The sequence below is a fragment of the Natrinema sp. CBA1119 genome, from assembly GCF_002572525.1.
Taxonomy (GTDB): Archaea; Halobacteriota; Halobacteria; order Halobacteriales; family Natrialbaceae; genus Natrinema.
Window position 1 is genome coordinate 2,713,944 of record NZ_PDBS01000001.1, and the last position, 21,253, is coordinate 2,735,196.

Genomic DNA, 21,253 nt, shown 5'->3' on the forward strand with positions numbered 1-21,253 from the left:
TTCGAACGGAGAGCACGAACACATGACGGACACGACCCTGCTAGTCACGGTTGACTCGCTTCGAACCGATCACGTGCAGTTTATGCCCCGGACCCTGTCATTTCTGGACGATACTCACGACGCCGCCTTCGCCACGAGCACCGCGACGCCCGGCAGCTTCCCGGCGATCATCGGCGGGGAGTACCCGGCCGGCAACGGGCTCGAGCCGACGGTCAGCGTCGCCCACGAGTTCGACGCCCACTGCGTCGGAATCACGACGAATCACCTGCTGTCCGCGGAGTACGACTACGCGACCGGGTTCGACTCGTTCACATCGCCCAAAGGCGGCGGTGAGTCGCTGAAGGACAAGGGGGCGATCGTGCTCGAGCGCGGTTCGCTTCCCTACAAAATCGCCAGTTGGGGCTACAACCGATACCAGCAACTCCGGAGTTACGTCGACGAGACCGAGAAGTCGTTCCGGCCCGCGGACGACGTCGTCGACCAGTTCCGAGCCGAAATCGACGGCCGCGAGGAGTGGTTCGGCTGGCTGCACTTCATGGAACCCCACCATCCCTACGACCCCGACGGCGCGGATATCGACCGAGCGGCGGCACAGCGGATCACTCGCCGCGTGCTTTCCGGTCGCGGCTCCGACGAGGACGAGGCCCTCGTTCGAGAGCTCTACCGGCAGGAGATCGCCGAACTCGACGCGGCCCTCGAGTCCCTCTGGAACGCGATCCCCGATGACGCTCGCGTCGTCTTCTGCGGCGATCACGGCGAACTCCTCGGCGAGGACGGCCTGTGGGGCCACCCCGGCGAGATGCGGCCCGAACTCCTGAACGTCCCCTTTGGCACGCGGAACGCGCCCGACCTCGGCGAGGTCGTCTCCCTGATCGACGTTCCGACGATCCTGACTGGCGTCGAACACCGCCAGGGGACGCTCGAGCGCGAAATCGCCTTCGCCGCCTACGGGGATCGAAAGGCCGCGATGACCGCCGACCGCATCGCGACGAAGGAGGGAACGTATCGACTCGAGGACGGCGAGAGGGTGGAAGACCCCGGTCTCGAGGGGGAACTCGAGCGGTTCGATCCCGCCTACGTCGTCAAGGAGGACGCGCTGCAGGAAGATCTGGAGGATCTGGGATACGCATGACTGTCGTCGTCCTGGCGCTCGACGCGCTCGACGCCGGACTGGTCGACCACTTCGACCTCGACGCCGTCCGCCTCGAGTCCGGCGGCGAGATCGAGACGTTCGCGAACACGCAGTCCGTGCCGTACACGCCGGAGGTCTGGGCGACCGTCGCGACCGGGCTCGAGCCGGCCGAACACGGGATCACCGGCGGCGGCACGAGCGAGTGGAAAAACCCCGCGCTCGACTTCGCGTCGTCGTTCACCGGTCGCCTCGACGAGTCGACCAGGGGAACGCTCGGCAAGCTCGTCCGGTCGCGGACCGGTAACCGCGAGCGCATCGGCGAGACGGACCGCGAGTCGATGTTCGACGCCGACGATGCGGTCGTCCACAACTGGCCGGGCGTCCACGACGGACGGCCGCTCCAGCGGGCCTGGGACCTGATGAACGCCGTCGCGGAGGGGATGCCTCGCCACGAGTTCGAGCGCGAACTGTTCGGCCTCTGCGCCCAGCAGTTCGGCTGGGCCCGCGAGATGCTCGCGCACCCGGTCTCGATCGCCGGGGTCCACATCCACACGCTCGATGCGGCGGGCCACGCCTACGCCGACGACGAAGCCGCGCTGGGTCGCGCCTACGATCGAGTCGGCGAGTACGTCGCGGAGGTCGTCGCCGCTCTCGGCGAGGACGACGACCTCCTCGTCGTCAGCGATCACGGGATGCGCGCCGCGTTCTATCCGCCCGACGCGGGCGAGAAGCCGGCGAGTCACTCCTGGCGCGCGTACGCGAGTTCCACGACCGAGACCGCTCCGGAGTCGGTGTACGACGTGCGGCAATGGGTGGAGGAACGCGCGGCGGCGTCCGGAGCGAGCGCGCCCGGGGGCGACGAGGGGATCGACATGCCGACCGACCGCCTGCGCGAACTCGGCTACCTCGATTGACGGTTCAGCGATGCAGCAATGCGGCGATGCGGCAATGCGGCGATGCGGCAACGCAACGATGCGGCGGTCGGAACGAGTGAGCAGCGTCGAAACGGACCGTTCAACGGTCGTAGTCGCTGCATAATTATCACCGATTCCGGTGGAGCAACCCGCAATGCGAATCCTGCTTCTCCGGACGTGGACGACGAACATCGGGAACGGCTTCATCGACTACGGGGCGAGAGCGATGCTCGAGCGGGCGTTTCCCGACGCGGAGATCGTCGAAACGGGCGGCTATCCCAACCACGCGGCGGACACCGCGGCGCTGTGGGGCGGCACCCGGAAGCTCGCTCGGATGACGGGGATCGGGCAGTCCGACTACGAGTCGCCGACCCACCGGATTCGGCGGAATACGATGAACGTCAGCGAACTGATCGACGCCGACCTGGCCGTCTTGCCTGGCTGCGTGCTCTCTCGACCGACCTTTCGGAAGTACTACGACACGCTCCGGCAACTCAGGGAGCGAGATATTCCGATCATTATTATCGGCGGAGGCGGCGAGGAGTACGACGAGGACGAGCGGCGGTACGTCGAGGCCGTCTTCGACGCGCTCGACATCGGCGTGTTGCTCACTCGGGACCGGACCGCCTACGAGGAGTACGGCGACCTCGTCGAGTACCTGTACGACGGCATCGACTGCTCGCTGTTCCTGGGCGACGCTCACCAGCCGCCGGAGGCGAACCGCGAGTTCGACGTCCACACGTTCGACAAGGGCGAGGAACCCGATATCGACGAGACCTCGACGCCGACGATCGTTCGGCCCGATCACGCCCCCTTCGACGAACCGTATCACTTCCCGGTCGGCGAGCGAGCGCGGGAACTGGTCGGCCTCGAGACGCCGCTGTTCGAGGCGGAGAACGTCTTCGTCTCCGACCTCGTGACCGATTACCTCTTCCTCTACGCGAACGCGGACGTGGTGCGATCGGACCGGATCCACGCCTGCCTTCCTGCGCTGACCTACGGCAACCGGGCTCAGTTCTACTTCGACACTCCTCGAGCGAACCTGTTCGATCGGGTCCCGATCGACGGCGACGTCACGAGCGAGCCGGTCCGGTTCGAGATGGACGAACTCGAGCGCGAGAAGGACGCGCAGGTCGACGCGCTCGAGGAAGGAATCGCAACGGTCCTGTGAGCGGAGCCGTGACGGTGACTCGACGGCCTCCTGCAGCCGGTTCCATCGCCGGGAGTAGGTTCTTTACCGGAGATATGGAACGATGAACGGAACCGCGACTATGGGAGACGAGCCATCCATCGCCCTCGTCGTGCTCGACACGCTTCGCGCGGATTCGTTCGACGAGCACTTCGAGTGGCTGCCGGGCGTGCAGTTCACGAACGCGTGGAGTACGACCCACTGGACGGCCCCGGCCCACGCCTCGCTGTTTACCGGTCGCTACGCGGTCGAGGCCGGCGTGACGATCAAATCACAGGAGTTCGATCGAGAGACCACGCGTCTTCCCGAACTGTTGCAGCATCGGGGGTATCGCACGCGGGCGTTCAGCTGTAACGTCAATATCTCGGCGCAACTGGGCTGGCACCACGGGTTCGACGAGTTCGACGGCGGCTGGCGGCTCCGCGGCCTCGGTGAGGACGTCTTCGACTGGGACGAGTTCATCGCCGAACACCGCTCCGACGGCCCCGAGCGCTACCTCCGGGCGCTCTGGCGCTGCGTCGACGACGACTGCGACACGACCCAGTCGCTGAAACAGGGCGCCCTGATGAAGCTCCGAGATATGGGACTCACGGGCCGCCACCCCGACGACGGCGCGGCCGAGTTCCGCGAGTACGTCCGCGATAGCTCGTGGAACCGAGATTCCGAGTTCCTCTTCGCGAACCTCATGGAGGCCCACCTGCCGTATGATCCGCCCGACGAGTACCGCACCTATCCGGACGAGGAGTCGCCCCACTTCGACAGCGTGAAGGCTACGCTCCGGGAGCCGTCGGCCGATCCGGACCGGATCAGGACCGCGTACGACGACGCCGTGCAGTACCTGTCGGACATATACCGCGACATCTACGGCGAACTCGCGGCGGAGTTCGACTACGTCGTGACGCTCGCCGACCACGGCGAAGCGCTCGGGGAGTACGGTGCGTGGCAACACGGCGGCGGGCTCCACCCGCCCGTGACGCGGATTCCGCTGGTCGTCTCCGCGCCCGGACCGAACCCCGACGATCGAACCCCGAACGCGGACGGCGCGGGGCGAGCGACGCGGGACGCCCTCGTGAATCTGCTGGACGTCTACGCGACGGTGCTCGACCTCGCCGGAATCGAGTCCGACCACCGCCGCGGGAAGTCGTTTCGGCCGCTGCTCTCGAGCGACCCAATCGTGACGGACCCGCGGGCGAACGCGCTGCTCGAGTACCACGGCATCTCGAAGCGACGAGCGCTCGCGCTCGAGGCGGACGGCTACGACATCGCGCCCGTCGACCGCGAGCGCCACGGTATCGCGACGGCCGACTGCTACTATTTCGAGGGCCCGTTCGGAACCGAACTGCTCGGCGACTGCGACCCGGCGCCCCTCGAGTCGGACCTCGAGGGACTGATCGCCGACCTAGAGATGCGAGACGGCCTCGGCGAGGCGGATCTCTCCGGGCTCGAATCACAACTCGAAGATCTGGGGTATCTGTGACTGCCGTCTCAGTACAGCCATGAGCGACGCGACGTCGGTCAGCCTCGGGGGCGAGACGGTCAAGGCGACGGCCGCGAAGTTCACGATGGCCGCGATCGGGTTCCTCGGAACGATCGTCTTCGCTCGAGCGCTCGGACCGACCGGATTCGGCGGCTACTACCTCCTCTTTTCGCTGGTGAAGATCGCCGATCGAGCGGTCAACGGCTGGGGAACGGCGGTCAAAAAGCGGTATTCGGAGGCCGACGCCCCGTCGGGGGAGCTGATCGGCAGCCAGGGGCTGTTCACGCTAGTGTGGATGGCGCTGGCCATCGCAGCCGCCGCCGTCGCCGCGAGCTGGCTCGCCTCCTACACGGGCCTCCCCGACGCGCCGGTGTTGTTCGTCGTCTTGCTGTTCGCGGTCACGCTGTTCGAACCGCTCGATCTGATCGTGCAGGCCCGCGGCCGCGTCGGGGCCTCGATGTGGACCGATACGCTCCGGTCGCTGCTCACATTCCCGCTCCAGCTCGGCCTGATCGTCCTCGGATTCGGCGCTGCGGGCATGGCCTACGGGCTGGCCGCGGCGACGTTCCTGACGGTCCCGGTCCTCTGGTACTACGTCCGAACGCGGCCGGTCGCGCCGAGCCGGGCGACCGTGTCGAACCTCTGGTCGTACGCCAGGTACAGCATTCCGAACTCGTTTCTCGGACAGGCCTACGACCGCTTCGACATCATCCTGCTGGGCTATCTGCTCGCCCCCGCCGCCGCCGGACGGTACGAGGTCGCGCTCAAGCTCACGGTGCCGGCGACGTTCGTGACGATGGCCGCCTCGAGCGGCCTGATGGCTCGCGTGAGCCACCGCCACAGTAAGGACGAGGAGCTTGGAACGGACGTCTCGAACACCCTCTCGTTCACGAGCATTTTTGCGATCCCGATGTTCTTCGGTGCCGTCGCGCTGTCCGAACAGCTCGTGGTGACGTTCTTCGGTCCCGACTACGCCGCGGCCGCGGGACTCCTCGTCGGACTCGCGGCGTACCAGATCGCGAAGACCCAGGCCGGCGTGCTCACGAGCGTGCTCTACGGGATCGACCGCCCGGACGTCAACACGCGCGTCTCAGCCCTGACGCTGGCGATCAACGTGGCTCTCGGCGTCGCGCTGACGCTCGCCTACGGCGCGATCGGCGTCGTGGTCGCGACGGCCGTCGCCGAGACGCTCCGATACGTGCTCTCGGCCGCCGTCGTCAAGCGGGAGCTCTCGTCGGTCGTCCTGTTTCCCCGGACGCTCGGCGAGCAGTTCGCGGCCGGCGCGGTGATGTTCGTCGTCGTCGTCGCCGCCGAGCGCGCCGTCCCGATCGACCACTGGTATCAGCTCCTCGCGATCGTCGCACTGGGTGCGGCGGTGTACGGCGTCACGCTGACGGCCATCAGCCGGAAGCTCCGCGTGACGATCAGAGGCGTCGTCCGCAGTTCGCGACTCGAGTTGTAGGCCCCGGCCGCTCATGGTGGTTGGACGTTGTTACAGGTTCTCGGCGATATAATCGGCGATCGTTGCGACCTGTGCCGGATCGGCAGTCCAGAACCCGTCCCAGATGCGCGGCTCGGTTTCGAGACAGAGCAATGCCAACGGCTGGGCCGCCTCTCCGTCCGCGCGGGCGGCGGAGTCGTCCGGTTCGTAGACGACGAACCAGGCGTCCCGATACTCGGCCTCCGTTCCGGTGTGGACGGTCAGATCGAGGCCGACCGCCGTCCCGTCGTCGACGCCGTAAACGTGGGTCTCGACGTCCGTCGCCGCCAGTTCGGCGTAGACCTCGGCGGTCCCGATCTCGTCGTCGATGCGCGAGAGTCGCTGAAACGCGCTGTGAAGGGTCCCGCTGCCCGCGTTCCAGGTCCGTTGCTCGATGTAGCGCGAGACGAGGATCAACAGCAGTTTCTCCTTGTGCGCGAGCGGATAGCCGCGAAGCCGAAGTCGCGTGTTCTCGAGGCCCGCCAGGACGTCGGGGAACTCGATCTCGCCGATGCCGCGCGCGCCGGTGACGAATAGATCGGAATTGATCGCGAGCAACGAGTCGTACAGTTCGAGCATCGAGGAGGCAGCGACCGGTCGCCCGTCCTCGAGCAGGACGGCCGTGTCGCCGTCCGCCTCGAGCGTCCGGGCCACTGCCGGCGGCGGATCGGCGATGTCGTCCGCCCTGAGCCCGCTCTCGACGGCGATCGGCTGGTCCCCGAACGTCTCGGCGAGCATCGACTCGAGGGGACCCATCGCGTCGTCGCTGATAACCGCGATCGTTTGGTTCGGGGGGCCAACCTCGTCGATAAACGATCGAAGTGTCACCTGTACACGTTGTCGAATTCGATTCTTAAACGTTCTCGCCGATCGGGGAGTACCGGCGAAACGGCAGTCTCAGTCGCTGGTGACCGGATCCCGCTCCCAGAACTCGCTGTCCTTCTGGAGCTTCGGGACCCACGTGTCCGAGGTCTGCGAGAGGAGCGCGACGCGGGAGGCCGGCACCCCCATGACCTCGTCGAATCCGGGCATGTACTCCTGTACGTCCTCGGTGAACTCGATGACTTCCTCGTGTTCGGGCATCGCGGAGCGATCGAGTCGCCCTCTCGAGTGGCCGACGTGCATGTACGCCTTCAGCTCGATGAAGTCGGGGTCGGCCTGCTGGTAGAAGCCGGCGTACCAGTCCGGATTCCGCATGTTCTCGCCCTTGACGAGCGTCGTTCGGAGGACCGTCCGGGTCTCGTCTTTGTCCGCGAGGACGTCCATCGTCTCGAGGAGTTTCTCCCAGGCGTCCGCTTCCATCGCGCCGACGACCTGATCGAAGGTGTGGCGCTCGGGGGCGTCGACGCTGACGTACAGTTGCGTGGGATCGCAGTCCCGGAGCATCTCGGGCCGGGTGCCGTTCGAGACGAGGAACGTGGTGATGTCGCGGTCGTGGAAGGCCTCGATGAGTTCGGGGAGGTAGGGGTAGAGCGTCGGTTCGCCGTCCAGCGAGATGGCGACGTGGCGGGGCTCCATCGCCTGGTCGAACACCTCGCGGGGGACCTCCTCGTTCCCACCGAAGCCCGAGAGGAGTTTCTTCTGCAGTTTGATCGAGGCGTCGACGACTTCCTCGGGTCGTCCCACTGGACGTCGTCCATCTCGTAGGAGTGGCCCTTGTGGTCGCGCCAGCAGAAGACGCAGCGCTCGTTACACCGGACGACCGGCGTCATCTGGATGCAGCGGTGTGACTCGATGCCGTAGAAGATGTTCTTGTAACACTTCCCCTCGCCGCGCAGGGCGTTGGCTGTCCAGCCGCAGGTCTGGGCGGCCGTGTGATTCTCGCTGTGATAATCCGGGCTCGAGACCTGTGCCGGCCCGCCGTCGTCGCCGTCGCCGCTGTCGACGTCGGCGCTCGCGCCGTCGGCCCCGGGGTTCGCGGAGTCGCTCATGTTGTCGGCCGTTGGACGGGCGCAGTCAAAAGACGTGTGGTGTGGCGAGTTCGTTGAATCAGTCACTCGTCGCCCTGCCGCTCGCTCGAGGAATCGCCGCCTGGCCCCTCCGGCAGCGAGTGGGGATCCGGCGGCTCGTCGCCGTGTCGGGTGTCGTCGCGCTCGAACAGGTAGAGCGCCGGCCCGCCGACGACGAGCACGAGCAGGCCGGGGATCGGCACGTCCGGGGGAGCGAGATAGAGGGCCAGCGCGCCGCCACAGGCGGCGAACACGATTCCCGCCCAGAGCGCGGGTCTCGAGATCTCGAGCCGAATTGCATCTCGGTAGACGACGCCGGCACAGCCGAGGACGACCGCGAACCCGACCACCGCGACGGCGACCCCCTGCAGCGAAACCATACCTCGTCTTACGAGAACGAGGGGAAAAGCGTTCTGAGAGTCTCCCACGAGCGGACGCGTTAATAGGGCGATTCGCGGCGATAGTCGCCTCGAGCGGTCACGCCGGCACCCGTTCGAAACTATATAGGGCTATGTGCTCACTGATCGATATATATGGCTCATAGCATCCTATTTTTATAGCCTCTCGAATCACTCACGTGATGGCAGACAACCAGTTCGGACGCTCTGCTGACGGGGTATCGCGACGGAAGTTCATTGCGGCGACCGGCGCTATTGGGACGATGGCGGCCGCCGGCTGTCTCGGAAACGCAGACGAGGGCAACGGTACCGAACCGCTGACGGCCGACGGCTCGTCGACCGTTTATCCGATCACCAACGACGCCGATTCGCTGTGGAACGGGAACCCGCCGGCCGACGACGAGGAGTACTGGGGTCCGGGACAGTACGACATCGATACGGACGAGAACCTCGCTGACTACTGGGCGGGCCTCTACGGCTTCGAACCGACCGAAGAGCGCAGCGTCCCGCCGTTTTCGACACAGATCGCGTTGAGCCACTCCGGGACGGGTGTCGAGGGCGTCATCAACGAGCGCGTCGATATCGGTGACGCGAGTTCGACGGCTGAATCCATCCTCGGATCGGACCACGAAGAACTGGACAACATCGTCGACCACGTCGTCGCCGTCGACGGCCAGCCGATCGTCGTGAGCCGGGAAATATACGACGCGGGCGTCACGCAGGTCACCGGCGACGAACTCCGCGCAATCTACAAACAGGAGATCACGAACTGGAGCGAACTCGGCGGCCCGGACCAGGAGATCTACGCCATCGGCCGCGCGGAGGACTCCGGGACCGACACCGCGTTCCGTAACAACCTCTACGGTGACCCCGAGGAGCCGATCGAACCCGACACACGGAAAGGTCAGAACCAGCAGGTCGCGACCCTCGTCGAGCAAAACGACAACGCGATCGCCTACATCGCGCTCGCGTTCGTCGAACCGGACGGCGCGACCCCGCCGATCGGCCTCGAGCTGGATGGCACCCTCTACGAGTACGGCAACAACCTCGGTGCGAAGGAGTACCCGCTCAGCCGCGACCTTCACTGTTACACCTACGAGGATACCGACAATCGCGAGAGCGCCTTCCTCAACATGATCCTCTCGGACTTCGGGCAGCAGAACTTCGTCGAACCGAACAACTACTTCAAACTCCCGACGGAGCGCCGCGAGGAGGAACGAGGAAAGCTGGCGGACCAGGCCTGAGCCGCGCTTCCGACTCGCGTCACCCGGCTCTCGTCCGGCCTGACCGTCTCCAAGCCGAGAACCATACGCTATCATGTTAGGTATATTGAATATACGCACGACGATGTCGCAAGCGGCGTCGCAGACGTCGCGCCGAACGCTGTCGCTGGTTCGAACGGCGATGGAACTGGACCGGCCGAGTCTGCTCCTTGCGACGGCACAGATACTGCTGATCATCGGGGCGTTCGTCGGTTTCATCGTCCAGTCGGCGTGGACGATCACGTTCCTGTACGGCTTCCTGCTGGCCGTCGGCGCCGGCTGGCTTGTCCGACAGGCGCTGACCGCGAAGATCGTGACGTTTCTGATGACCGCTGCAACGCTCTCGACGCTCGGCCTGATCGCGGCGTTTCTGGTCCGCGAAGCGATTCCGATGTTTCGCTACGCCGGTCTCGATCTCATCTGGCCGTTCGGCTCGAACGCGTGGAGCACCTCGCAGGGACAGTTCTCGCTCGTCCCGATGATCTGGGGGACGCTGCTCACGACGGTCATCGCGATTCTCGTCGCGGCACCGTTCGGCGTCGCCGGCGCGCTATTTATCAGCGAGATCGCGCCGGAGTGGCTGCGCGAACTCGTCAAGCCGGCCGTCGAACTGTTGGCGGGGATCCCGTCGATCGTGTACGGGTTCATCGGGTTCACGATCATCAACCCGTACGTCGGGAGTATGCTGTCGATCAGTCCGGGCGCGCTGTTCGCGATCGGACTCGTGATCGGGTTCATGGCGCTCCCGACGGTCGTCTCCGTGGCCGAAGACGCTCTCTCGGCTGTCCCGCAGTCGATGAAAGACGGATCCATGGCGATGGGTGCGACGGACTGGCAGACGATGAAAAGCGTCTCCATCCCGACCGCGTTCTCCGGTATTTCGGCGGCCGTGTTGCTCGGAGTCGGCCGAGCAATCGGAGAGACCATGGCCGCGACGGTCATGATCTCACACAGTCGCAGGCTGCCCCAACCGGAACCGTACAACGTCTTCGATAGCACGGAAACGCTGACGACGCTCATCGCTTCCAGTTACGGACACGTGACGCCCGGCGAACTGTTCTGGAGCGCGCTGTTCGCCGCCGGCGTCCTCCTGATGACCATCGTCACTGGTCTCGGTATCGTTTCGGAGCTCATCGAACGGCGGATGCACCGCAAGCTGCGGGGTGGACAATGAGCGACGCCTACGACGTGCAACTCGTCGACAGCGGCGGGACGACCTACGAACGATTCGCGATAGCCGTCGTCATCGGTTCGTTCGGGGCGTTCGCCCTCGGGACCGCGGCGCTGTTCGAGTGGATCGCCGTCGAGAGTCTGGCAACGTACTTCGGCGTCGCACTACTTTCGCTCGGTCTGGCAACCGGGATGCTCGGTGCGTTCTCGCGGTGGGGCGGCGTTCGGACGACTCCCGACCGCTCGCCCGGTCTCGGCGCCGTGCTCGTTCAAATGCCGCTCTGGACGGTCACCGCGGGCTTTCTCGCCGGAACTACGCTCGGACTCGGCGCGCTGGGATGGGTCGTCGCGGCGTTCGTGGGGCTGCTCGTCGGCGCGCTGACGATCACCGCCCGCGAGGATCTCGGCGCGACGATCCCCACCGCAGTGTTCGTCTGCTTCCTCGGCATCGTCTTCCTGACCGGCGTGATTTCCCCGACATGGGTGTGGGAATCATCGTCGTTCGACGCCGTCATTCCGGGGCAGATCGCGATTCCGTTGCTGACGATGGTCGGCGGCCTCCTCGCGGGTCAATCCAGCGCGATCGCGTACGAGGGATTCGGAACGCGCGGCAGGCAGAACGGGGCGTTCTTGCTGATATCGTTCGGCGTATTGCTCACGCTCTCGGTGCTCGTTTTCCTGCTTACGTTCGTGTTCGAACGGGGGATCACGGTCGTACTCGAGAACCTCACGGTCGGTGCCGGGACGGCGCTACTTCTCGCCGTCGCGGCGCTGGTCCTGTCGGTGAGAGTCGGGCACGTCAACCCGGCGACGGCCGACGGCACGGACAAAATCGTCTCGTTCGTTCATCTCGCCGTGGTGGTCGTGCTCTCCCTCGTCGGTATCGTCTTCGCGTATACGATCGCCGCGAATCACACCCTCTCGGGATACGCGGTGACGGTCGAACCGACGAGCACCGTCGGTGCGCTGCCGGGGCTGCTCGTCGGCATCGTCTTCCTGGACGTGCTCCGCCGCTCGACTCGGCCGTGGTCGCCGGAAATTGGCGCGGGCCGTACCGTCGCCCGTCTCCTCGCCGTCGCCGTCGGCGCGATGGCCGTTCTCGTCCTCCTCGAACTCGTCGCGGGGATCGAGCTCGCGGTCGTACCGATACTCGCGATAGCCGTGGGTGGCGTTTCGGCGGCTACCGCCGTCGTGACCGCTGGCGCGCACGTCAGCGGTCGGCATCTTCCGACGTGGATCCCGCCGTTGTCGCGGATGGGGGCCGTCGCAGTGGGCGCGTTCGTCGTCTGCTGCCTTCACGCGACCGTCACGGGTACCGACGTCGGCGGTACGGTCGGTATCGCCGCCAGCGGTGCCATCGACTGGCCGTTCGTGATGAACCCGTCGAAGGGGCTCGGCATCCAGAAAGGCGTGATGCCGGCGATGGTCGGGACGATCTGGCTCGTTCTCGGCGCGGTCGTGTTCGCGGTTCCCTTGGCCGTCGGTGCCGCCGTCTTCCTCACCGAGTACGCCGAAGACAGCATCTTCACCCGCGCGGTCGACATCGCCACGAACGGACTGTGGAGCACCCCAAGCATCGTCTTCGGCCTGTTCGGCCTCGCGTTCCTCGTCCCGCGCTTCGGCGGTACCCCCTCCATCTTCGCGAGCCAGTTGGTGCTCGGATTCATGCTGCTCCCGCTCGTGCTCATCACGAGTCGGGAAGCCATGAAGAGCGTGCCCGACGAGTACCGTGACGCGAGCGCCGCACTCGGCGTTTCGAAATGGGAAACGATCAGAAGCGTCGTCGTCCCCGCATCGATGCCGGGGGTCATTACCGGGGTTATCCTCGGTGTCGGTCGAATCGCCGGCGAAACCGCACCCCTGTTGCTTGTCCTGAACGGGCCGAACTTCTCGACCAGGTCGCCCGGTATCCTCTCCAGTTTCATGGTCCGGGTCAGCCTCCAGCCGCCGTTCGTCCACGTCTCTAACCCCGCACTGCTCGAGCGGGCGAGCGCACTTCCCTACCAGCTGTACGCGGTTATCACCGCCGGTGTCGCTGCCGAAGAGCCATTCGGCTGGGGAACGGCGCTCGTCTTGCTCTGCGTCGTCCTCTCGTTCTTCGCGATGGGTGTCGCGAGCCGACGCTACTTCAGGAGGAAACTACACCAATGACAGAATCCAGCGTTACCACGGCAGCGGACCGAACGGAAGCCGACGGATACCCGTCGAGCAATGAAACGACGACCGGCGAGAGCGACGAGCGCACGAAAGCGGAGTGGCGCGAGTACGCGTTCGACGGCGACCCGGTCCTTTCGGTCGAGGATTTGAACGTCTGGTACGGCGACGACCACGCGCTGCAGGACATCTCGATCGACATTCCCGAACGGAGCGTGACGGCGCTCATCGGTCCGTCGGGGTGTGGCAAGTCCACGTTCCTCCGGTGTCTCAACCGGATGAACGATCGGATCAAAGGCGCTCGCGTCGAGGGAGAGGTCGCGTTCAACGCGCAGAACGTCTACGCCGATGGAACCAACCTCGTCGAACTGCGGAAACGCATCGGCATGGTGTTCCAGCATCCGAACCCGTTCCCGAAGTCGATCCGGGACAACGTCGCCTACGGCCCGCGAAAACACGGTGACATCGACCGTGGGTTGGTTCCCAGGTTACTCGGACGCGACGAGAAAGCGAGAGAGGACGAACTGGTCGAACGGTGCCTTCGCGACGCCGCCCTCTGGGACGAGGTTGAAGACCGCCTCGATGACAACGCGCTGGGACTGTCCGGCGGCCAGCAACAGCGGCTGTGCATCGCCAGGTGTCTCGCCGTCGACCCCGAGATCATCTTGATGGACGAACCGGCCTCGGCGCTCGACCCGATCGCCACCGCGAAGATCGAGGACCTCATCGAGGACCTCGCCGAGGAGTATACGGTCGTCATCGTCACGCACAACATGCAACAGGCTGCCCGTATCTCGGACCAGACCGCCGTCTTCCTAACCGGCGGGGAACTCGTGGAGTACGGCGATACCGATCAGGTGTTCGAGAACCCGCGGAGCCAGCGCGTCGAAGATTACATCACCGGCAAGTTCGGGTGAATGGCCCGCGAGGACTACCGGAAACGCCTCGAGCGCCTCCGCGAGGCGGTCGTCGCACTGGGTGACCTCGTCCGCGAGCAGCTCGCGGACGGACTCAGCGCGCTGTTCGCCGGCGATCGAGAACTCGCGCGCGACGTTATCGCGGGCGACTCGGCCGTCAACCGTCGCGCCCGCGAGATCGAAGGCGACTGTCTCGACCTGCTCGCGCTCGAGCAGCCGGTCGCCGGCGACCTGCGATTCGTCGTCGCCGCGTTCAAGATCGTCACCGACCTCGAGCGGGTCGGAGATCTCGCGACGAACCTGGCCGAGTACACGCTAGAGTCGACCGGCTCCGCCCCGACGCTTCCGGATGTCGACTTCGAACGGATCGCCGCGCTCGCGCTCGAGCAACTCGAGCGGGCGATCGAGGCGTTCGTCACGGACGACCCGGACGGCTGTGTTGCCGTCGCAACGCGCGACGACGAACTGGACGCCCGCTGTGCCAGCGTCGCCGAGCGCGTCGTGCGGACCCTCATCGATCTCCGTGCCGGGGGCGGGACGAACGAGAAGCAGCGAGTCGGGGACGAGGCCGGCGGCCCGCCAGTCGCGGACGTGTTGACCGATGTCTCGCGGACGTTCGTGATCGTTCGCGACCTCGAGCGGGTCGGCGATCACGCGGTGAACGTGGCCGCCCGGACGCTGTACGCGCTCGAGAGCGACGAGGAGCTACTCAGGTAGTGCACAGATCGTCGAGCTATTGATTCAAACTCGCTCGCTAAACCGTTCGAATCTGCCGACGCTCGAGGAGATTCTTGGCGAGTAAGCCGACGATCCGAACGGGATCGATTCTGGTGGCGGTGACCCAGTTCCATCGATACTATTGGGCGACGGCCGTCCGGCGCGGGGCGGTCGGTACGGTCGATGGTTTGAGCGGAGACGACTGATACTGAAATAATCGTATCCTCGGTGGGACCGTTATCCACATCTCTGAATTAGGTCGACGGTCAGTTGCTTCGCCCGATTGGGGCGGTACTATAGTTCTGTGAAATCTATAGCTCTCTTCCGATATAATCATCTATGTAACACCTCGTGAACGTGTTTCCATCATTCGTCGCCGAAATATGGAGTTTAAGACTCTCTAGACGCCGTATCTATTCCAATCTCCAGACCGCTAGTAGCTACATCTGGTATTTAGATCTATATAGCTAACATAGCATCGTATTTCTATACACACTCGAACGTTCACGTGATGACTGATATGGACCGTTCGGCTCGATCGATTTCTCGACGAAAGGTTCTGGCGGCGACGGGCGCGGTGGGCGCGCTCTCGCTTGCCGGCTGTACCGAAAATACTGGCAACGGGGACAACGAGCGCGTCATCGTCACCGGAAGCAGTACGGTGTTTCCGATCTCCGACACGCTCGCCGAAGCGTTCATGGACGAAAACGACGGCGTCAACGTCACCACCGACCCGACCGGCACCGGTGGCGGGTTCAACAACAACTTCTGTCCCGGCGACTCCGACATCAACGGCGCGTCGCGGCCGATTGCGGACGAGGAGGTCAGCGACTGTAACGACGACGGCGTCGAGCCGATCGAGTTCCAGATCGGCGCCGACGCGGTCACCATGGCCGTCCACAACGATTCGCCGGTCGACTGCGTCACCTACGACGAACTCGCACAGATATGGTCCGAGGACGGTGCGGAGACGTGGTCCGATGTCAACTCCGACTGGCCCGACGAGGAGATCAAACGCTACGGCCCACCCTCGACGTCCGGCACGTTCGACTGGTTCAGAAACAACGTGATCGGCGACAGCGGGACCCACGTCAGCCAGTACGAGAAGACCGAGGACGACAACAAACTCGTCGGGGGAATCTCCTCGAACGAGAACGCGATCGGCTACTTCGGCTACGCGTACTACCGAGAGAACGAGGACGACCTCAAGGCGCTCGAGATCAAGGAGAGCGAGGACGGCGAGTGTACCGCGCCGAGTCTGGACGCGGCCAGCGAGGGAACGTACCCGATGGCACGGCCGCTTTTCATCTACGTCAGCCAGGAGTCGCTCGATCGGGACCCGGTCTACAACTTCGTCGAGTTCTACATCGAGCAGTCGTCGACCGACACCATCACCGACATCGGGTACGTCCCGGCGAGCGACGAGCAGGTCGAGGAGAACCTCGAGAAGCTAGAGAGCGCGGCGAACTGATCGGGTCGAACCGAACGATTCACGATGATCACCCAACTATCCCCCGTCAATGAGTGAGCGATCGATAGACGTCGATCTGACGCGATCGTCGTCGGGTCAAGTCGTCAAAGAACGCATTTACAAGTGGCTGCTGTTCGCCTGTGCCGCGTTGACGGTCTTCGTGACGGTCGCGATCATTTACACGCTCGCGAGGGACGCGCTCACGTTCTTCGACATGGTTCCGGCAGCGGAGTTCTTCACCGAAACCGAGTGGTTCGTCACCGGGGACGGGGGGAACTTCGGCATCTGGCCGCTCGTGACCGCGACGCTGATCATCACCGTCGTTTCGGCGATGGTGGCCGTTCCGACCGGCGTGGCGGCCGCCGTCTACCTCAGCGAGTACGCGAGCGACCGCATGCGATCGGTTCTGAAACCCTCGCTCGAAATTCTCGCCGGCATTCCGACGGTCGTCTACGGCTACCTGGCGCTGGTCTATCTGACGCCCGCGCTGCAGGCGATCGGAATCCCGGTCGGGACGTTCAACCTGTTGAGCGCGTCGATCATGGTCGGGATCATGATCATCCCGATGGTGTCGTCGCTGTCCGAGGACGCGATGAGTTCCGTCCCCGATTCGCTCCGACAGGCCGGCTACGGCATGGGCGCGACGAAATATGAGGTTTCGACCGGGATCGTAATCCCGGCGGCTGTCTCGGGGATTTTCTCGTCGTTCATCCTCGCGCTCTCGCGGGCGATCGGCGAGACCATGATCGTCGTCATGGCCGCCGGCCTGCGGCCGCGGATGTTCGACTTCTCGAACCCGCTGAACAACCTGCTCAACTCGGGCCAGCCGATGACGGCGGGGATGGTAAACGCCGTGACGAGCGACGCGACCGGCGGCTCGGCGACGTATCTGAGTATGTTCGCACTCGGACTGACGCTGTTCGTGATTACGTTCGCCATGAACCTCGCGAGTGACTACGTGGCGGCACGATATCAGGAGGAATACCAATGATCGCCACCGACGAACCGACGGAGGTGTACCGATAATGTCGACCGACCAGCGCACCGGCGAATGGTACGGAACGGACGAAGCGGTCAGCCGCCTTCGCGGCCAGGCGTTCAAGTCCCTCTGTCTGGGAGCGACCCTGCTCGCCTTGCTTTCCGTCTTCGTTCTCCTCCTGTACGTCGCGAACGACGCGTTCAGACCGCTCTCAGCCGACACCGGCTGGGCGCTCACCTTCGCCGCGACGCTCCTGCTTCCGACCCTCGGCGCGACGGGCTACTACTACACCCGCGACACGCGAGCCGGCGAGACCGCCGCCATCGCGCTCGGACTGCCGGTCGTCTCGCTCCTGCTCACCGGTGGCGTGTTCATCACGTTCGAACACATCGTCAGCGTCTATCAGTGGGTCTCGATCCTCGTCGCGCTCGCCGTCGCAGGCGCGGTCGTCTACGCTCACAGTCGCGTTCGAACGGCCGCCGACCTCGAGCGGCTCATCGTTCTCGTCGCGGTTCCGATCGCCGCACTCTCTCTGATTCCCAACCTCATCCTCTCGCTGCCGGTGCTGCCGACCGAGGCGCTCGCGCTGTTGGGCTCGGCTGTCGTTCCGGTCGCGGTCGCCGTCGGCTGGTTCGTTCGGAGGCAGCGCGAGAACGACCGCGACGGGGCGATCGCCGCGGGGCTGACGCTGGTCGCTGCGGCCGCCGGCCTGGGGCTCGCGCCGGTCGTCGGCATCAGTCCGTTCGTCTGGATGCTGCTGGTCGTCGTCACCGTCGTCCCCGTCGGCCTCTACGTCGAAAGCGTCGTCCGGCGCGGAGCCGGCACCGCTGGCCTCGCGTTCCCGCTCCTCGTCGTCGTCGGCATCGTCGCCGGCGTCGTCGTCACGGAGGCGCTCGGTTTCGCCGGGCCGAACTCGTGGCTCGACTGGGAATTTCTCACCAATCCGCCGTCGCGAACGCCCGAAGACGCCGGCTTCTATCCCCCGCTGGTCGGCTCGGTGATGATGCTGCTGGTCATCGTCGTTTCCGCGTTCCCCGTCGGCGTCGGTGCCGCCGTCTACCTCGAGGAGTACGCTCCTGATCGGGGGCCCTGGGGGCGGCTCGTCGATCTGATCGAGGTCAACATCGGGAACCTCGCCGGCGTCCCCTCGGTCGTCTACGGTGTCCTCGGGCTCGCGCTGTTCATTCGGGAGGGCGGGCTCGGGTCGGGAACCGCGCTCGTCGGCGGATTCACCGTCGGCCTGCTGATCCTCCCGATCGTCATCATCTCCTCGCAGGAGGCGATCAGTGCCGTTCCCGACTCGATGCGACAGGCCTCCTACGGGATGGGAGCGTCCAGGTGGCAGACGGTTCGGAACGTCGTCCTCCCCGAAGCGCTGCCCGGAATCATGACCGGCAATATCCTCGCGATGGGGCGCGCGATCGGTGAGACGGCACCGCTGCTGATCATCGGCGCGCCGGCGGTCGTCCGGATCGCGCCGGACTCCTTCACGAACAAATTCAGCGCGATGCCGCGCCAGATCTACACCTGGTCGAGCGAAATCGACGCGGCGTTCCAACACGGCGTCCTCGCGGCCGGCGTCATGACGCTGCTGGTCGTTCTCCTCCTGATGAACGGCGCTGCCATCATCATTCGCAACAAGTATCAACGCAGGGATTGACCATGACACAAGATCCAATGAGCGACCCGGACAGCCGCACTGACACGCAAGCGACCGACGAGGGCCTCGCGAGTAACGACTTGGAGGGATCCGATCCGACGACCGAACCCTTGGTCGATTCGTCGATCGACGTCGAGGATCACTCGAGCGCGCCGTCGACCGGAAACCAAACCGTAATCGAGTCGAGAGATCTCGATGTCTACTACGACGACGTGCAGGCGCTCCAGTCGATCGACATCGAGATCCCATCCGAGCAGGTCACGGCCATCATCGGTCCGTCCGGCTGTGGGAAGTCGACTTTCCTGCGGTGCATCAACCGGATGAACGACCTCGTCGACGCTGCGTGGATCGACGGCGAGTTGCGCTTCGAAGGGAAGAACGTCTACGACGACGACGTCGATCCGGTCGTCCTTCGACGCAAGATCGGGATGGTATTTCAGACACCGAACCCGTTCCCCAAGAGCATCTTCGACAACGTCGCCTACGGTCTGAACGTCCAGGGGATCAAGGGCGATTACGACGAGATCGTCGAGAACGCTCTCCGTCGGGCCGCGCTCTGGGACGAGGTGAAAGACCAACTCGACTCGAGCGGCCTCGAGCTCTCGGGCGGCCAGCAACAGCGGCTGTGCATCGCTCGAGCGATCGCTCCCGATCCGGACGTGATCCTGATGGACGAACCGGCCTCGGCGCTGGACCCGGTCGCGACCTCGAAGGTCGAGGACCTAATCGAGGATCTCGCCGAGGAGTACACGGTCATCATCGTCACGCACAACATGCAGCAGGCGGCTCGCATCTCGGATAAGACGGCGGTCTTCCTGACCGGCGGCGAACTCGTCGAGTTCGACGACACGGACAAGATCTTCGAGAATCCCGAACACGACCGCGTCGAGGACTACATTACCGGCAAATTCGGATAGTCCGTCCCGCTGATCACTGTCCGGTACTGACAGTGCCGTTTATGCGTTTGCACCCCATGATAGCCACTCACATGGTTGCGACCGGGGTCCACATTTTGATCAGTCTGGCACTGGTCGTGTTGCTCTTCCGATCCGAACGGCCGGAACCGTACCTCGTCGCGGCGCTCGCGGCGGCCGTCCCCGACATCGATACGTTCGTCTTTCGGCCGCTGGTCGAACTCGGCTACGTCGAGGGGGCGCTGTGGATGCATCGGGGATTGACCCACTCGCTGCTGGCCGGAATCGCTCTCACCATCCTCCTCGCCGCGTTTGGCCCCTGGCGGGCCGCCGCCATCGGATTTGGCTCGCACATTCTCCTCGATTCCCTGAGCGGCGGCGTCCGTCCCTTTGCTCCGTTCGACCTCGCGCTGTACGGGGTTTCCGTCGATTGGCTGCTACTGAATATGTTGATATCGATCATCGCCGTATCCATGATCCTCGGCGGCTTGCTCGGTATGAAATACGATTTCGGTCGGCAGGTCGTCTCCCATCCCCCTGAGACGCTCTCAGAGCGGTTCCGATAGGTAACCACGTCGAGAAGGGGGTGAAACCGTCGGCTATCGGACCATCGAGCGTGACGGTGAGAGCGATTGCCCCTCGGTCCCGACCGAGAGATCTCCGGAATACGGAGTCGATCAGTTACCTGACGCGATCCCGGCGGGCGGCGAGAGCTGTATCGACGGGGCATACCTCTCTCAGAACCGAACTGATTCGACGATGTCGACGAACAGGAGCTACGAACGTTCCGACCTCCACGGACCGTCGTCAGGTGATCGATCGCTCAGACGGACTACGTCAGTCAGTTCCGGCGCGTCCGCTTGGCGGGTCGCGAGTGTGCCGGGACACAGGTGTCGCAGACCGTTTCAGGCGGCGTCGACGGTCCCGTCGGGTCGGACGGTCACGACCGGGAGCGGGGCCGTTCTGACGACTTTGTCGGTAACGCTTCCGAGAATCCGTTTCTCGAACCCGCTTCGACCGGCCGTACCGATGACGATCATGTCGGCGTCTATCTCCGTCGCGTAGTCGACGATTTCGTCCGCAGGAGTGCCGGTTCGGACGACCGCCTCCGCCTCGAGTCCGTTGGCTTCGGCGTCGGCGGTGAGTTCCTCTGCCCACTCGGCCGCGATTTCAGTCACGTCTTCTTTCGTTCGCGGTGGTGCTCCGCCCACGGCCGACACCTCCGAGCGGTCGATGTCACCGACGGCGAGTGCGTGGACGGTGGCATCCATCTTCGTGGCGATATCGAAGCCAGCAACGGCTGCTTTTTCGGCGTATTCGCTACCGTCCGTTGGTATTACAATATCATTTTCCATCGTATGTTCTGTAGTCATGGATATAGTGAAACGAACACATAGCCATTTACACGGTGGCAATACTTCTGGTGGGAGGTGTGCGGACCGCTCGCAGACGTCGACGGATTCGACCGCC

General features: G+C 64.7%; 18 protein-coding genes and 1 pseudogene. 15 read left to right on the forward strand and 4 right to left on the reverse strand.

Annotation, left to right across the window (positions count from 1 at the left end; translation table 11 throughout):
* Nucleotides 1–22 precede the first annotated feature (22 nt).
* The 5 genes from CP556_RS13455 (at nucleotide 23) to CP556_RS13475 (ending at nucleotide 6,174) form a co-directional block, all read left to right on the forward strand.
* Nucleotides 23–1,132, forward strand: a complete 1,110-nt coding sequence (locus tag CP556_RS13455) for a sulfatase-like hydrolase/transferase (protein ID WP_098726092.1) — start codon at nucleotides 23–25, stop codon at nucleotides 1,130–1,132.
* On the forward strand, nucleotides 1,129–2,046 hold the full coding sequence (locus CP556_RS13460) for an alkaline phosphatase family protein (RefSeq protein ID WP_098726093.1): 918 nt from the start codon (nucleotides 1,129–1,131) through the stop codon (nucleotides 2,044–2,046). The genes CP556_RS13455 and CP556_RS13460 overlap by 4 nt, the downstream gene beginning before the upstream one ends.
* A gap of 154 nt (nucleotides 2,047–2,200) precedes the next feature.
* Nucleotides 2,201–3,217, forward strand: a complete 1,017-nt coding sequence (locus CP556_RS13465) for a hypothetical protein (protein WP_098726094.1) — start codon at nucleotides 2,201–2,203, stop codon at nucleotides 3,215–3,217.
* A gap of 82 nt (nucleotides 3,218–3,299) precedes the next feature.
* A complete protein-coding gene (locus CP556_RS13470) occupies nucleotides 3,300–4,712 on the forward strand; it encodes a sulfatase-like hydrolase/transferase (RefSeq protein ID WP_098726095.1) in 1,413 nt (470 codons plus the stop codon).
* A gap of 19 nt (nucleotides 4,713–4,731) precedes the next feature.
* Nucleotides 4,732–6,174, forward strand: a complete 1,443-nt coding sequence (locus CP556_RS13475; protein ID WP_098726096.1) for an oligosaccharide flippase family protein — start codon at nucleotides 4,732–4,734, stop codon at nucleotides 6,172–6,174.
* A gap of 30 nt (nucleotides 6,175–6,204) precedes the next feature.
* On the opposite strand, the gene CP556_RS13480 is transcribed toward CP556_RS13475, so the two are convergent.
* The 3 genes and pseudogenes from CP556_RS13480 to CP556_RS13490 all read right to left on the reverse strand — a co-directional run bounded on the left by CP556_RS13480 (nucleotide 6,205) and on the right by CP556_RS13490 (nucleotide 8,521).
* Entirely contained in the window at nucleotides 6,205–7,020 is an 816-nt protein-coding gene (locus CP556_RS13480; protein WP_098726097.1) for a histidine kinase, read from the reverse strand.
* A 69-nt stretch (nucleotides 7,021–7,089) separates the two neighbouring features.
* Nucleotides 7,090–8,123, reverse strand: a pseudogene (twy1, locus tag CP556_RS13485) (4-demethylwyosine synthase TYW1).
* A gap of 62 nt (nucleotides 8,124–8,185) precedes the next feature.
* A complete protein-coding gene (locus CP556_RS13490) occupies nucleotides 8,186–8,521 on the reverse strand; it encodes a hypothetical protein (RefSeq protein ID WP_098726098.1) in 336 nt (111 codons plus the stop codon).
* 200 nt (nucleotides 8,522–8,721) lie between these two features.
* Here CP556_RS13490 and CP556_RS13495 point away from each other — a divergent pair, with 200 nt between their 5' ends.
* The 10 genes from CP556_RS13495 to CP556_RS13540 all read left to right on the forward strand — a co-directional run bounded on the left by CP556_RS13495 (nucleotide 8,722) and on the right by CP556_RS13540 (nucleotide 20,349).
* Nucleotides 8,722–9,783, forward strand: coding sequence for a PstS family phosphate ABC transporter substrate-binding protein (locus tag CP556_RS13495; protein WP_098726099.1), 1,062 nt, complete (start codon nucleotides 8,722–8,724; stop codon nucleotides 9,781–9,783).
* Nucleotides 9,784–9,886: 103 nt separating this feature from the next.
* Nucleotides 9,887–10,975: a phosphate ABC transporter permease subunit PstC gene (gene pstC / locus CP556_RS13500; RefSeq protein WP_255291457.1), complete on the forward strand. Its 1,089-nt coding sequence runs from the start codon at nucleotides 9,887–9,889 to the stop codon at nucleotides 10,973–10,975.
* Entirely contained in the window at nucleotides 10,972–13,122 is a 2,151-nt protein-coding gene (pstA, locus tag CP556_RS13505; protein ID WP_176548189.1) for a phosphate ABC transporter permease PstA, read from the forward strand. Before pstC (CP556_RS13500) ends, pstA (CP556_RS13505) begins: the two co-directional genes overlap by 4 nt.
* Nucleotides 13,119–14,042 (forward strand): phosphate ABC transporter ATP-binding protein PstB, encoded by a 924-nt coding sequence (gene pstB / locus CP556_RS13510; RefSeq protein ID WP_098726101.1) that lies wholly within the window; start codon nucleotides 13,119–13,121, stop codon nucleotides 14,040–14,042. Before pstA (CP556_RS13505) ends, pstB (CP556_RS13510) begins: the two co-directional genes overlap by 4 nt.
* Nucleotides 14,043–14,759, forward strand: coding sequence for a phosphate signaling complex protein PhoU (gene phoU / locus CP556_RS13515; protein WP_098726102.1), 717 nt, complete (start codon nucleotides 14,043–14,045; stop codon nucleotides 14,757–14,759).
* 511 nt (nucleotides 14,760–15,270) lie between these two features.
* Nucleotides 15,271–16,230 (forward strand): phosphate ABC transporter substrate-binding protein PstS family protein, encoded by a 960-nt coding sequence (locus CP556_RS13520; protein ID WP_098726103.1) that lies wholly within the window; start codon nucleotides 15,271–15,273, stop codon nucleotides 16,228–16,230.
* A gap of 49 nt (nucleotides 16,231–16,279) precedes the next feature.
* Nucleotides 16,280–17,221, forward strand: coding sequence for a phosphate ABC transporter permease subunit PstC (pstC, locus tag CP556_RS13525; RefSeq protein WP_098726104.1), 942 nt, complete (start codon nucleotides 16,280–16,282; stop codon nucleotides 17,219–17,221).
* A gap of 34 nt (nucleotides 17,222–17,255) precedes the next feature.
* Nucleotides 17,256–18,869, forward strand: a complete 1,614-nt coding sequence (pstA, locus tag CP556_RS13530) for a phosphate ABC transporter permease PstA (protein ID WP_098726105.1) — start codon at nucleotides 17,256–17,258, stop codon at nucleotides 18,867–18,869.
* A 2-nt stretch (nucleotides 18,870–18,871) separates the two neighbouring features.
* On the forward strand, nucleotides 18,872–19,786 hold the full coding sequence (pstB, locus tag CP556_RS13535) for a phosphate ABC transporter ATP-binding protein PstB (RefSeq protein WP_098726106.1): 915 nt from the start codon (nucleotides 18,872–18,874) through the stop codon (nucleotides 19,784–19,786).
* A gap of 71 nt (nucleotides 19,787–19,857) precedes the next feature.
* Nucleotides 19,858–20,349 carry a metal-dependent hydrolase gene (locus CP556_RS13540; protein WP_098726107.1) on the forward strand — a complete coding sequence of 164 codons (492 nt, stop codon included), beginning with the start codon at nucleotides 19,858–19,860 and terminating at the stop codon, nucleotides 20,347–20,349.
* Nucleotides 20,350–20,688: 339 nt separating this feature from the next.
* On the opposite strand, the gene CP556_RS13545 is transcribed toward CP556_RS13540, so the two are convergent.
* A complete protein-coding gene (locus CP556_RS13545) occupies nucleotides 20,689–21,156 on the reverse strand; it encodes a universal stress protein (RefSeq protein ID WP_255291458.1) in 468 nt (155 codons plus the stop codon).
* Between the last annotated feature and the right edge of the window lie 97 nt (nucleotides 21,157–21,253).